This is a genomic window from Mangrovimonas yunxiaonensis (assembly GCF_000733475.1).
Taxonomy (GTDB): domain Bacteria; phylum Bacteroidota; class Bacteroidia; order Flavobacteriales; family Flavobacteriaceae; genus Mangrovimonas; species Mangrovimonas yunxiaonensis.
This window is the reverse complement of record NZ_JPFK01000005.1, coordinates 552,828-567,366: the sequence shown is the minus strand read 5'-3', so window position 1 is coordinate 567,366 and position 14,539 is coordinate 552,828. Positions and strand designations below refer to the sequence as shown.

Below are 14,539 nucleotides of genomic sequence, written 5' to 3'. Positions count from 1 at the left end.
TATAAAAAAAGCGGTTCCTTTTACAGAAACCGCTTTTAATATTATACTAAAACGTTTTTATTAAAACTCGTAGCGTTGTGGGCCACCGCGTCTTATTTCCTCACTAGCATATGATTCAAACTGCTTGAAGTTTTCTCTAAAGGCATTGGCCAATTTAAAGGCCGTTGTATAATACCCTTTATCGTCTTTCCAAGTAGATCTTGGACTTAACACTTCTGTTGGCACCCCAGGACAAGTTCTTGGTTGCGCCACTCCAAATACCGAGTGAATGTGGTAGTCTTCAAAATTGTATGCGCCTAAATCGCCATTTAGTACAGCGTTTATCATCGCACGCGTGTATTTTAATGCCATACGCTTACCAACACCGTAAGGACCACCAGTCCAGCCTGTGTTTACTAACCATACGTTTACTCCAGCCTCCTTCATTTTCTTGCTTAGCATTTCGGCGTATTTTGCCGGGTGCAATGGCATAAATGGCGCTCCAAAACATGCCGAGAACGACGGTTGTGGCTCAACCACCCCAGCCTCTGTACCAGCTACTTTTGCCGTATAACCCGACATAAAATGGTAAGCTGCCTGTGCTGGTGTTAATTTAGAAATTGGAGGCAACACACCAAAAGCATCGGCCGTTAAGAAAAAGATATTCTTCGGGTTTTGCCCTATAGAGGGTTGCTTAATGTTCTCGATATGGTAAATAGGGTAACTTACACGGGTGTTTTGTGTAATGGATGTATTGGCAAAATCGACCTCACCTTTAGCGTCCATAATAACGTTTTCCAGGATGGCGCCTTTTTTAATTGCTCCATAAATTTCAGGCTCCTTTTCTGCTGAAAGGTTAATTACCTTGGCATAACAGCCTCCTTCAAAATTAAAGACTGTATTTTCGTTTGTCCAACCGTGCTCATCATCGCCAATTAAACTTCTTTTAGGGTCTGTAGATAAGGTTGTTTTTCCTGTTCCAGACAAGCCGAAGAAAATAGCAGTGTCACCATCTTTACCTACATTGGCACTACAGTGCATAGGCAAGGTGTTTTTAAATACGGGCAGAATAAAGTTTAAGGCCGAGAAAATACCTTTCTTAATTTCGCCTGTATATCCAGTACCACCAATTAAGGCGATTTTTTTTGTGAAATTTAAGATGGCAAAATTATGCTGGCGTGTACCATCTTCTTCTGGGTTAGCCATAAAACCCGGTGCATTTACAACAGTCCATTCTGGAGTAAATGTCTTTAATTCTTCTTCTGTTGGGCGTAAAAACATGTTGTAAGCAAACATGTTACTCCAAGGGAATTCGTTTATTACGCGAATATTCAGTTTGTAATCTTCATCGGCACAAGCGTAGCTATCTCTAACAAACACTTCCTTTTCAGATAGATATGCGGCTACCTTATCGTAAAGTTTGTCGAATTTTTCTGAATCGAAAGGGATGTTAATATCGCCCCACCAAACTTTATCCGCTGTAATATTATCCTTAACAATAAAACGGTCTTTAGGGGAACGCCCCGTAAACTCTCCTGTTTCAACTGCCAATGCTCCCGAAGCAGCCTCAACGCCCTGTCCTTTTTCTATCGTTTCGTCATGAAGTTCATCAGCGGTTAACTGATATCTTACTTTAGCATCCTTGATGCCATACTCCTCTAATGAAATCGGTTTCGTAGTATGCGTATGGTTTACCATAATTGTGTTGTTTTTTGAATAGTGCAAAGCTAAAACTTTATTTTAAAACGTGCACAAAATCCTGACTGTTAATCCTGTTTTAGTTTTAAAAAGTTTATTAATAAAACAGCCCAAGCGGTTATAAGCAATAAACCTCCTACAGGCGTTATTAGGGCAATGGTTTTAAAGTCGAAACCCGATAGGCTATTTGTGGCCAACCCGTATATAGACCCAGAGAAAAATACCACCCCTAAAACCACCAAAAGATAACTGATTTTTTTGGTTTTAGCACTTATTTTGTCTGTTATCCCAACAAACAGCAACAAAAAAGCGTGATACATTTGGTAGGTGACGCCCGTTTTAAAACTGGCCACACTTTCTGCCGATACTATTTTTTCTAAGCCGTGTGCAGCAAATGCGCCAAGCACAACAGCAAGCAGCCCCAATAAAGTTGCTGTTACTAAAACAATTTTGTTCATATTTAACTTTTTTAGATTTTTAAAGCCCTTTTGATTTCTTACATTCGTGGGCACAAAATTACAGAACAAAACCCATTATGCGAAACATATTAGTCATCGGTTCAGGAAAATCAACCGCCTACCTTATTAAATACTTTTTAGAAAAATCGACCACCGAAAATTTGTTCCTTACCGTTGGTGATTTAGACATAAACACCGCCGAAAAACTTTTGGATAACCACCCAAATAGCAAAGCCATTACACTAGATGTTTTTAATGAAGCCTCGCGGGAACAAGCCATTAAAGCAGCCGATATTGTTGTATCGATGTTGCCGGCCAGATTTCATATTGAAGCTGCAAAGGATTGCCTAAAATATGGCAAGCCTATGGTAACGGCATCGTATGTTAGCCCAGAAATGGAAATGCTGGATGAGGAGGCTAAGGCTAAAGGCCTAGTGTTTATGAACGAAATAGGGGTAGATCCCGGCATAGACCACATGAGCGCCATGAAGATTATTGATGACATTAGGGATAAAGGCGGCAAGATGGTTTTGTTTGAATCGTTTTGTGGTGGACTTGTTGCTCCAGAGAGCGACAACAACCTATGGAATTATAAATTTACCTGGAACCCTAGAAATGTTGTGGTTGCCGGCCAAGGTGGTGCCGCTAAGTTTTTGCAAGAAGGCACCTATAAGTACATTCCTTACAACCGTTTGTTTAGACGCACCGAGTTTTTAGAAATTGATGGCTACGGCCGCTTTGAAGGTTATGCCAACCGCGATTCCCTTAAGTACCAATCGGCTTACGGGCTAGAGGATGTTAAAACCCTTTATCGTGGCACCATGCGCCGTGTTGGGTTTTCGCGCGCTTGGAACATGTTTGTGCAATTAGGCATGACAGACGACAGCTACGTGATAGACAACAGCGAGAGTATGAGCTACCGCGATTTTATCAATTCGTTTTTGCCGTACAGCCCAACAGATTCTGCTGAATTGAAATTTAGACATCAATTAAAAATTGATCAGGACGATATTGTTTGGGACAAATTGGAAGAACTGGATGTGTTTAGCCCAACAAAAAAAGTAGGCTTAAAACGTGCTACCCCTGCGCAAATCCTTCAAAAAATATTAATGGACACCTGGACTTTAGACCATGACGATAAAGACATGCTTGTTATGTACCACAAGTTTGGCTATGAATTGGATGGTAAAAAACATCAAATCGACTCTACCATGGTATGTATTGGCGAAGACCAAACCTATACAGCTATGGCAAAAACTGTTGGTTTGCCAGTCGCTATGGCTACTCTGGCTATTTTAAATGGAAAAATAACGACGCCTGGTGTTCAAATTCCTATTAATAAAGAGGTTTACACCCCTATTTTAGAAGAACTTGAGGATTACGGCATTGTGTTTCACGATAAAAACGTTCCTTATTTGGGGTATAATCCTTTAAATGTTTAATGCTGTAGTCCCGCTAAACGTTAATATTATTTTTAAATAATCAACACTCTTGGTTTGGCTAACACATGATTAGTACCACAAGGTTTCTCAAAACATTATGGCAATGTTTTTATTATTAGCAGCACCGCTCGCAAACATTTTCCTTTGCAAGAGCAGGGATTAAAACTCATTTGGTTTTAAGCACAAAAAAAATGACCTCTGGAGACATTAAATACTGTGTTTAACACTTTCACACTGTTTATGTTTAAGATATATTTGTGCTTATATGATCTTAACACCTATTCATGAAAAGATTTTTTTTTGCTTTTGTTCTCTTCATTATAGCTATCAATAGTTTTGCACAAGGCTCTCAGGACATACATACCAAGCAGTTGCAAAAACTATGTCAGAAACACATTAGAAATACAGATAGTCTAATATTGTACGCAACACAATTATTGGATCTGGCTACTAAAAACAATGAACTTCAGGCAAAGATAGAAGCCCATAGATTTCTGGGCAGTGCTTTAAGCCGCAAACAGTCCATAAATAAAAGTAATAAACATTTACACCAAGCTGTTAAATTGTTTTCCCCAACGGACAACCAGAATGTTAAAAACAGCATTTATATTAATTTGGTGAACAACCACAAAAATTCCAAACAATACGATTCAGCTCATTTTTATATCAACCAGTTATTAAAAGACAATAAAAATCATCCTGACCATTTTTTTAAAAACTCGATCTATTATAATCTAGCCACTTTATTCTTTCTTCAATCAAATTTAGACAGCACACAATTTTACTTAACCAAAACCATAAAGGGATTTGAGGGTAACCCTCTTAAAAATCCAAATGAAAAAAGGTTTTTAGCCCAAAGCTATTCACTGCTTGCCGAAGTGTATTATCAAAAACAAGATTATAACCAATCGCTAGAACAGGCAACTAAAAGTTTGGCACTTACAAAAGAAATAAACTTTAAAGCGGCATTAGAAAAAACATACAACCTCATGGCCAGAAACCATGAAAAATTAGGAAACCTAAACAAGTCACGCGAGTATTATTTGCTGGAAGACGAACATATCGCGCCAGAACCTAAAGGAGCTTTTAAGCATGAATTTAGTGAAACTCATAATAAAGTAGCTGGGCAAGAAAGCCGAAAAAAAATTTTTAGGTTAAACAATGAAAAGACATTTTACAAGAAGAAAATATTCATCTCTCTTTTTGCTATTACCCTTTTAATTTTAACCTCCTTGTTCCTTTTAAAAAAACATAAAACTCAGAAAATAGAGGTTGAAAAACTACAAGATGAACTAGAAGCTTATAATAAAAAAGCTGAGAAAAAAGTTATCCCTACCCCATTAAAATTTCTTTTAAAAAGTAAAGCAACCATAGATATTGCATCTATTTTATACATAAAATCCGATGGTCATTATGTAGAAATATACATGCAGGACAAAGACAATCCGGAAATAGAGCGCATTTCATTATCGAAAATGCTAACCCAGTTGCCAGAACAAGACTTTATTAGAATTCACAAATCTTACATCGTGAATATTCACAAAATAAAAATTATCAACTCTACTCAAGTTATGCTTGAAAATGGCGAATGGTTAAACTTGTCCAGGACCTACAAACAAGACTTGAAAAATTTACTACACAAGCCATAGCTCATGGTTTAAAACAACAGTGAAATTTTAAACCTTTTTAATGTCGTTCATGTACAGCAACCTGTAATTCATGTACAACAACGTGTCAGTTATGACAAAAAGTTGTTCATGTTCGTTGCCGTGAAGTAGTTTTGGGTAAAACTTAACCAACCTAAACCTTACTGCATGAACAAACTCTACTTTTATTTTTTAACAACCTTTCTCTTTTTTAACAGTACTGTACGCAACACCCAAATAGAAGACGTTTTAGATTATACAGCTAGCGACCACAACCATTTTTTATTCGCAAACAAGGTATTGTATTATGCACAAGACAATGGCTTTTTAAAAAAACCATGGCTGCTTCATGACTTACATTATCAAATGTTACCCCACGTGAATACCACTCTTAATTTATCATTAACCCAAGCACAATAAAAACCAGTCGTTTTTATTATGGCCAAATAACTTTCAAAAAGAAACCATTTAACCAATACAAATAAATATGAAAAATAGATTTTACAATGCTATTCTAGTTAGCACTTTAGTCACTTCTTTAGTTAGTTGTGGCGGCAGTAAGACAATCACAGTCAAGACCATTTATTCAAGCTCTTCGCCACAGGTATCTGCAAGTGCTACCGAATTAACAAGAATTACTGATGATTTTGTTCCTGAATTTCAACCGCAAATTTCTCCCGATGGACTAAAAATGATTTACGCCATTCGAGATGATGCCAAAACAGTCAATCAATTTAGTATTAGGCTAAAAACCGATATTTTGGCTCCTGGTTTCAACCCATTAATTGACAAGTCTGATTCCCCTTCTTGGATAGATAACGAAGAGTTCTTATTTTCTTACCAAGCCAGCAAAAGAATTATTGCACGCAGTAAAATAAACCAACTGGGAATAAAATACTTAGGACAAGGAAACTATGGCGATTTTGACACAAGCCCACAAATGATTTCCAACAAGGCCAAGGTTGTTATTAACACAAAAATCTCGGGAGAACACAATATAGCCTTATTAAATCCTGATGGCAGTGGCTTAACAATTATCGAGAAAGGGAGTTATCCAAAATGGCACCCAAGTAAAAATGTACTGCTTTTTTATGCGTTGTCAGGAGATAAGTATCAATTATTTGAGTTAAACCTAGATACCAACCAAAAAACACAGATAACTTCTGGCACTTCCAACTCTTTTGAAGGAAACTACTCGCCTAACGGAGAATATATCACTTTTATTTCCGACAGGGACAATGAAAGAGAACATGTTTTCATTATGGACCGAAATGGTCAAAGTATCACGCAATTAACCTCAGGAGATTCCGATGAAACCCATCCTTTCTGGGGCAGTGACAATTTTATTTACTTTTCTTCAAATGCAGGGGCTAAAAAGCCTGATGGCGCTGAACAAACAACCAAATGGAAATATGCAGACATTTGGCGCGCAAAACCAATCCTATAGACCACTTATAATCCTAAGCAAATGAAAACTACCCATATACGTAACATAATCGTATTCGTCTTATTTTCCATGCTATCTACCCCGTTCTTGTTTTCCCAAAAAGCTGGAGAGAGTGCACAAGGAATGACTTCTGTCACTACTTCCAGGGGGTCTGGAGATGCTCGGTCTTTTATCGTTTCCTCGATAAACAACCATGGTTACTATCACAATAGTTTTAAATGGAAACTAAAAGCATCTTTCGAAGGGTCTTATCTAGGCATAGTCCCTTACAACCCACAAAACAATAAAGTCAAGGAAGAAACCATGTACTGCGATTTTTCAAATCTGTACACATCAGGAAATGTCGATGTAAGATCTAACAATCTAGCTTTTATCAACATTTATGTCGCCTCCAGCAGAAACATAAACAAGAAAAAATGGAAAAAAGAAAAGCTGGTTATTAGAGTAGATAATCCTGAAATTGCCAAATCGCTTCTCGATGCTTTTCAAGATCTAAATAGATCTTTACGTTAGATAAAAATTAGTTTTCAATAAGGGATTATTGAATCATTCAAAAGGGCTGATAAAATTTTATTTGCAGCCCTTTTAATCTATTTACCAAATAAGAAAGAGCATACTGAAAATTTCGGAATATAAGAATAGTAAGAAAACAACCCATTAACCTACCTGTTATCACCTATACAGAGCTATAATCAATCCTTTTTTTAAAAGGCTGCAAAGAATTCCCTTTACAGCCTTTCCTTTTTTAGCAAATGTGTATTTTTATGCATCAAACTCAAATAAAAAAAGGCAGTGAAAGCATCAAACCAAAGCATTAGCATAGACGGCATCGATAAAAAAATCCTGCGGGCTTTAATGGCCGATGCCCGAACCCCTATTTTGGAAATTGCCCGTCAGGTTGGAATTTCGGGAGCAGCCATTCATCAGCGGTTACGAAAACTAGAAAAATCTGGACTCATTGCCGGCTCAAAATTTATTATCAATCCCAAAGTGCTCGGGTATACCACCATGGCCTTTGTTGGCATTTACCTAGACAGGGCCATGAGCAATCCAGAAGCTGTTAAGCAGTTACAGAAAATCCCCGAGGTTATTGAGTGCCATTATACCACCGGGCATTGGAGTATTTTTATTAAAATTCTTGCCAAGGATAACGAACACCTCATGCATGTTTTAAATAAAGAAATACAGTCTATTAGCGGGGTTTCGCGTACCGAAACGTTTATTTCACTTCAGCAACAAATAGAACGGCAGATTAAAATTTAGCTCTCGTTTTAAATATAAAAAAGCCCGTGGTATCACGGGCTTTTTTTTAGATATCTACATGGTGTAAATACATTAATCTCTTCCGCCAAATACTTGAAGCGCCCAATACAATAAAGACGCCAAGGCGCCAATAGCGGCTACCAAGTATGTTCTGGCGGCCCATTTAAGCGCATCTTCGGCACCTATATACTCTTCTGGGGTAACCATATTTTTGGCTTTTAACCATGCTAAGGCACGGTTGCTAGCATCGTATTCCACTGGTAACGTAATAAAACTAAACAACGTGGCGGCTCCCATAAATGCCAAACCGGCCAACGCCACCCAAAAACCTAGTCCCACACCGGCAGCAGCTCCTAAAACCAAGCCGCCAATAATTAACCATTGCGACATGCCCGAGGTCACACTTACTATGGGCACCAAAGCCGAACGCATTTGCAAAGCTCCATAGGCTTGTGCATGCTGCACTGCATGGCCACATTCGTGTGCCGCCACTGCTGCCGCCGCTGCGTTGCGCTCGTTGTAAACAGATTCGCTTAAATTTACGGTTTTATTTTTTGGGTTATAATGGTCTGTTAACTGGCCGGGAGTTGAAATAACCTCAACATCACGAATGCCATTGTCGGCCAGCATTTTTTCGGCAATTTCCTTCCCGCTCATTCCATTTCTTAAATGAACTTGCGAGTATTTTTTAAATTTTTGTTTTAATTGGTTGCTCACCAACCAGCTTACTAAGGCAATGCCCCCTATAAGAATATAGTATCCTATCATGTTTAATCTGTTTTTAAAAGTGTAAATTTAGCGTATTCGTCGCAAATAATTCCCCAAAATTTCGTTAAGATAATACGGTTAATTCTGTTCATTTACCAATAAGACTTTTTGCACTAAGGCCGCTTCAAAAACAACCACCAACACCTGTTCGTTTTCTTTAAAGAAACTTGGCGGCGTTCCTAGCTTATATAGCAAATGGTGCCTCCCAGATAGGTTAGACACATCTGGCTCTCCCAAAAGGGCGATGACTTCTCGCGCTGTCTTACCTATTAGCACTCGACTTTCTACAACATCCTTAGCCATTTTATAGCGATGCATCGGTTCGTTTTTCCATGTTTGGTCGTTAAATGGGGGCTCGAATACCTTTAAAACACCAACAGCAATAATAGCTGCTAAAAACAATATGGCTATGCTTCTTTTCATCATTATTTAAAGGTAACGAAAAAAGCCGTATAGGTAAGAAGTGCTTTAAAACACTAACTGTTTTTTCTTAATATTTGGTAGACTAATTGTTTGGTTGGTTTTTGACCGTTTATAGCTTGCCTAACAGTTTCGAAGGTCACTTTAAAATCACAACCCAATTTATAATTACTACAGCCATAAGCAGTTTTTCCTTTTATAATCGTTCCAGAATTACATTTAGGACAATGCAGCTCTTCGGGATTTTCTTCTTCCTTTTTATTTTTTGATGATTTTTTAGGCTCTAACTTTAGGTTGTAGTTTTCATCAAACCGAATGACCCCTTCCACCTTACCTGATTGGGTTTTAAAGCCTTTTAAATTAACTGTCGCTTCTTTTTTAAGCAGGCGTATGAGTTGTTTTTCAGAAATTTTCTTATCCATAAAAGTAAAGGGCAAAACAAAATTACAGCCGTCCTTATACCCGCTACATCCGTAGGCCGTTTTCCCTTTTAGCAATTTGGCCCGCTTGCATTTGGGGCACGTTTCGTTTAAAATACCAGCTGCCTCTACTTTTTTTGCCTTGGCTTCTTTATGTTTTAAAGTCGTCGCATGCGAGATGTTGGCTCGTTTGGTTTCGCTGCGCACTTCGTACACCAAGGCATCGACCATACGCTTCATATTTTTTATGAATGCTGCAGCACTAAACGTACCTTTTTCAATGTCTTTTAACTGTTTTTCCCAAGACCCTGTAAGCTCGGCCGATTTTAACAAATCGTTTTGAATGGTATCGATTAATTGAATGCCTGTTACCGTAGGCAACACCTGCTTTTTGTTTCGTTTTATATATTTTCTTTTGAATAGGGTCTCTATAATATTGGCACGTGTTGACGGACGCCCAATGCCATTTTCTTTCATTAAGTCACGAAGCTCGTCGTCATCAACTTGTTTGCCGGCGGTTTCCATGGCGCGCAATAAAGAGGCTTCGGTAAATTGCCTAGGGGGTTTGGTTTCTTTTTCTAAGAACGACGGTTCATGCGGCCCTTTCTCGCCTTTTTCAAAAGTAGGTAGAATACCCGATTCTTTTTTCTTAGCATCAGGATCTTCAAACACAACCCGCCAACCTTTCTTTAGAATTTCCTTTCCCGTGGCCTTAAACATAATTTGGGCGGCACTGCCCATAACTGTTGTGTTAGACACCGAGCAATCGTCGTAAAACACCGCAATAAACCGTCTTACAATAATATCGTACACCTGTTGTTGGGCAGCTGCTAACTGGGTTTCTATACCTGTGGGAATAATGGCATGGTGGTCGGTTACTTTTTTATCGTTGAACACTTTAGCCGATTTTTTTATTTTTTTACCCAAAAGCGGCTGTGTTAGTTCGGCATAACGGGTTAGCTTTTTAAGAATGCCCGCCACCTTGGGGTACAAATCGCTAGGTAAAAAGGTGGTGTCTACCCTAGGGTAGGTCACCACTTTACGTTCGTACAGGCCTTGCACAATTTTTAAGGTTTCTTCGGCCGAGAAGCCAAACTTGGTATTGCAATATACTTGCAGCCCCGTTAAATCGAATAGTTTGGGCGCATACTCCTTGCCTTTTTTCTTGGTGATATCCGCTATGGCAAATTCACTTTCTTTAACCTTATTGGCCAATGCTTCGCCATCTTCTTTTTTAAGAAAACGACCTTCTTCGTAACTAAATAAGGTGTCGCGGTATAGGGTTTGCAATTCCCAGTACGGTTGTGGTTTAAAATTTTCAATCTCTTTAAACCGATTAACCACCATAGCCAAGGTAGGGGTTTGTACCCGACCAATAGACAACACTTGCTTGTAGCCTCCGTGTTTTAAGGTGTATAATCGCGTGGCATTAATGCCTAACAACCAATCGCCAATGGCTCGGGAAAAGCCTGCATAATACAAATTATCGTATTGCGCTGCTGGTTTTAAATTTTCGAAACCTTCCTTAATAGCTTCGGTAGTAAGCGATGAAATCCATAAGCGTTTTACCTCCCCTTGATAGTTGGCTTCGTTCATCACCCACCGCTGAATAAGCTCACCTTCCTGTCCGGCATCGCCGCAGTTTATAATGATATCGGCTTTTTCAAACAAGGTTTTAACAATCTTAAACTGCTTTTGAATGCCCGAATTGGCTACCACTTTGGTTTCGAACTTTTCTGGCAACATCGGGAGGTTATTCAAATCCCATTTTTTCCAATACGGCCTGTAGTCACTGGGTTCTTTTAGTGTACACAAATGCCCAAACGTATAAGTTACTGCATAGCCATTACCTTCAAAATACCCATCGCGCTTGGTATTAGCACCTAAAACAGAGGCTATTTCTCGTGCAACACTGGGTTTTTCGGCAATACAGACTTTCATGAATTGGGTTTAAAACAAGGCTCTAAAATAGGGTTTTTAGGCAATTTTAAAAAAACAAAATGGTCATTCTAAATTTATTTCATAATCCTTTTAGACCGTTTATTTTATATTTACTCACCTGAAACATCTACCTGCCGGCAGACTCTCAAAAAACCTATACTGCCTGTTTATTATCCTACAACATTAACTATTTTACCTGGTACAACAATCACTTTTTTAGGTGTACGGCCTTGTAATTGCTCTTGAGTTTTTTCGTGTTCTAACACCGCTTTTTCAATAGCTTCTTTACTCAAATCTAACGGTAACTCTAGTTTAAATCGCATTTTCCCATTAAACGAAATAGGGTATTCTTTACTGCTTTCCACCAAGTGCTTTTCGTTAAATTCTGGAAACGGTGCTGTAGCTATACTTTCATTATTACCAAGTGTTTCCCATAATTCCTCTGCAATGTGCGGCGCATACGGTGAAATTAAAACAAGTAATTGTTCCAAAATGGTTTTGCTTGTGCACTTTTGGGCCGTAAGTTCGTTAACCGCAATCATAAAGGTAGATACCGACGTGTTAAACGAGAAATTCTCGATGTCTTCCTCTACTTTTTTTATGGTTTTATGAAGCGTTTTTAGATTGTCTTTTGTTGGTTCAGTTTCGGTAACTTTAAGGGTGTTGTTATCGTAAAACAACTTCCATAATTTTTTAAGGAACCCGTGCACGCCTGTGATACCAGCCGTATTCCAAGGCTTGGCTTGCTCTAATGGCCCAAGAAACATTTCGTACAAGCGTAAACTGTCGGCGCCATATTGCTCGCAAATGCTGTCTGGGTTGACGACATTAAACCATCTTTTCGACATTTTTTCGACTTCGCGACCTACAATGTACTTCCCTTCTTCTAAAATAAATTCGGCATCTTCAAACTGTGGCTGCCATACTTTTAGACCTTCAACATCTACCTCATCTGAAGCATTTACTAAATTAACATCAATACGCAATTCATCTACATCATAATCAGCCTTTAATCCCTTAGATACATATTTGTTTTCTCCCGAAACACGATACACAATAGCACTAGTCCCAAGTATCATCCCTTGGTTAATGAGCTTTTTAAACGGTTCATCAACACCAACAAAACCACGATCTTTTAAAAATTTGGTCCAAAAACGGGCATACAATAAATGTCCTGTGGCGTGTTCGCTACCGCCAATGTATAAATCGACGTTTTCCCAGTATTTAAGAGCGTCTTCGGTGGCAAACGCTTCTCCGCGTTTGGCTTGCTCTTCCATATAACGGAAAAAGTACCACGAGCTTCCCGCCCAACCCGGCATGGTGTTTAGTTCTAATGGGTAAACGCCATCAGATTCTGAAACAAGTTCAGAATGACAAACTGTATTGGTTTTTGTGTCCCAAGCCCAAACATCGGCGCGACCTAGTGGTGGCTCGCCGGTTTCCGTTGGCAAGTATTTTTCGACTTCTGGTAAGGTGATTGGCAGATATTCTTCGGCAATCATTTGTGGTTTTCCATTCACATAATACACTGGAAATGGTTCACCCCAATAACGCTGACGACTAAATACCGCATCACGCAAACGGTAGTTGGTTTTTCCTTGTCCTTGCCCGATTTGTTCCAATTCGTAAATAGCGCGTTTAGTCGCTTTTTTGCTATTCATTCCGTTTAAGAAATCGCTATTGGCAATAATGGTATTATTTTTATCGGCAAAGGCTTCTTCAGAGATATCGACCCCTTCAAAAATATTAGGAATATCGATATTAAAATGTTTTGCAAAATCATAATCACGCTGATCGCCACAAGGCACAGCCATTACAGCGCCCGTACCGTAACTTGCCAACACGTAGTCGCCAATCCAAATAGGTACTGGTTCTTTAGTAAACGGATGTTCGGCATAAGCTCCTGTAAACACCCCCGAAATGGTTTTTACATCGGCCATACGGTCGCGTTCGCTACGTTTTGCAGTCGCTTCTATATAGGCATCGACCTCAGCTTTTTGTTCTGGTGTCGTTATTTTTTGTACCAAATCGTGTTCTGGCGCGAGGGTCATGAAAGACACCCCAAAAATGGTATCGGGGCGTGTGGTAAAAACTTCTATTTGATGAGATTGCTTCGCTTCGCACGCAATGACGTTAAATGAGACACTCGCTCCTACCGATTTTCCTATCCAATTGCGTTGACTTTCTTTTAAAGAATCGGTCCAATCTATAGTGTCCAAGCCCTGTAATAAACGTTCGGCATAAGCCGAAATACGCATACTCCATTGGGTCATTTTTTTACGTATTACCGGATGACCACCACGCTCGGACACGCCATTTACAATTTCGTCGTTTGCCAAAACCGTTCCCAAAGCAGGGCACCAGTTTACTTCGGTTTCGGCTAAATAAGTTAACCGATATTGCAATAAAATATCTTGTTGTTTTTCAGATGAAAAGTTGTTCCAATCTTCAGCAGAGAATATCTCGACATCATCATCGCAAGCGGCATTAATGGTTGCATTTCCTTCGGCAGCAAACACCTCAATCAATTCTGAAATGGGTCGTGCGGCATTAGCATCGTTGCAATAGTACGACTCAAATAGTTGGATGAAAATCCACTGTGTCCATTTGTAGTACTCGGGACTACTGGTGCGCACCTCGCGGCTCCAATCGAACGAAAAACCAATTTTATCGAGCTGCTTGCGATAGGTAGCAATATTGGTTTCGGTAGTCACCGCAGGATGCTGCCCGGTTTGAATGGCATATTGTTCGGCTGGCAAGCCAAAACTATCGTACCCTTGCGGGTGCAACACGTTAAACCCTTTGTGGCGTTTGTAACGCGCATAAATATCGGAAGCAATATACCCTAGCGGATGCCCAACATGCAACCCCGCTCCCGATGGGTACGGAAACATGTCTAACACATAATACTTAGGTTTATCGCTCTTATTTTCGGCTTTAAACGTCTGGTTCTTGGCCCAATATTCTTGCCACTTGGCTTCGATGTCGTTGAAATGGTATGTCATCCGATTGAATTTCTGCTTTTTTGAAAGCGCAAATTTACAGTTATTATAACAAT

General features: G+C 39.2%; 12 protein-coding genes. 6 read left to right on the top strand and 6 right to left on the bottom strand.

From position 1 onward, the window contains the following. Window positions 1–60: 60 nt before the first annotated feature. Both pckA and IA57_RS06645 read right to left on the bottom strand, forming a co-directional pair. Window positions 61–1,677 carry a phosphoenolpyruvate carboxykinase (ATP) gene (gene pckA / locus IA57_RS06650; protein ID WP_036120928.1) on the bottom strand — a complete coding sequence of 539 codons (1,617 nt, stop codon included), beginning with the start codon at window positions 1,675–1,677 and terminating at the stop codon, window positions 61–63. Window positions 1,678–1,745: 68 nt separating this feature from the next. Next, complete coding sequence (locus IA57_RS06645; protein ID WP_036120925.1) at window positions 1,746–2,135, bottom strand: DUF423 domain-containing protein; 390 nt, start codon at window positions 2,133–2,135, stop codon at window positions 1,746–1,748. Between the two features lie 77 nt (window positions 2,136–2,212). On the opposite strand from IA57_RS06645, the gene IA57_RS06640 reads away from it, so the two are divergent. The 6 genes from IA57_RS06640 (at window position 2,213) to IA57_RS06615 (ending at window position 7,933) form a co-directional block, all read left to right on the top strand. Then, window positions 2,213–3,577, top strand: a complete 1,365-nt coding sequence (locus IA57_RS06640; protein WP_036120922.1) for a saccharopine dehydrogenase family protein — start codon at window positions 2,213–2,215, stop codon at window positions 3,575–3,577. A gap of 284 nt (window positions 3,578–3,861) precedes the next feature. Further along, a complete protein-coding gene (locus tag IA57_RS06635) occupies window positions 3,862–5,226 on the top strand; it encodes a LytTR family transcriptional regulator (RefSeq protein ID WP_036120920.1) in 1,365 nt (454 codons plus the stop codon). Between the two features lie 165 nt (window positions 5,227–5,391). Further along, on the top strand, window positions 5,392–5,643 hold the full coding sequence (locus IA57_RS06630; RefSeq protein WP_036120918.1) for a hypothetical protein: 252 nt from the start codon (window positions 5,392–5,394) through the stop codon (window positions 5,641–5,643). 67 nt (window positions 5,644–5,710) lie between these two features. Further along, entirely contained in the window at window positions 5,711–6,670 is a 960-nt protein-coding gene (locus IA57_RS06625; protein ID WP_036120915.1) for a TolB family protein, read from the top strand. 21 nt (window positions 6,671–6,691) lie between these two features. Beyond that, a complete protein-coding gene (locus IA57_RS06620; RefSeq protein WP_131505678.1) occupies window positions 6,692–7,183 on the top strand; it encodes a hypothetical protein in 492 nt (163 codons plus the stop codon). 279 nt (window positions 7,184–7,462) lie between these two features. Further along, a complete protein-coding gene (locus IA57_RS06615) occupies window positions 7,463–7,933 on the top strand; it encodes an Lrp/AsnC ligand binding domain-containing protein (protein ID WP_036120909.1) in 471 nt (156 codons plus the stop codon). A gap of 72 nt (window positions 7,934–8,005) precedes the next feature. On the opposite strand, the gene IA57_RS06610 is transcribed toward IA57_RS06615, so the two are convergent. The 4 genes from IA57_RS06610 to leuS form a co-directional block, all read right to left on the bottom strand. Beyond that, window positions 8,006–8,701: a zinc metallopeptidase gene (locus IA57_RS06610; RefSeq protein ID WP_036120906.1), complete on the bottom strand. Its 696-nt coding sequence runs from the start codon at window positions 8,699–8,701 to the stop codon at window positions 8,006–8,008. Between the two features lie 78 nt (window positions 8,702–8,779). Then, complete coding sequence (locus IA57_RS06605; RefSeq protein WP_131505677.1) at window positions 8,780–9,127, bottom strand: hypothetical protein; 348 nt, start codon at window positions 9,125–9,127, stop codon at window positions 8,780–8,782. 50 nt (window positions 9,128–9,177) lie between these two features. Next, window positions 9,178–11,481 (bottom strand): type IA DNA topoisomerase, encoded by a 2,304-nt coding sequence (locus IA57_RS06600; RefSeq protein WP_036120904.1) that lies wholly within the window; start codon window positions 11,479–11,481, stop codon window positions 9,178–9,180. Window positions 11,482–11,651: 170 nt separating this feature from the next. After that, entirely contained in the window at window positions 11,652–14,486 is a 2,835-nt protein-coding gene (gene leuS, locus IA57_RS06595) for a leucine--tRNA ligase (protein ID WP_036120903.1), read from the bottom strand. Window positions 14,487–14,539: the final 53 nt, after the last annotated feature.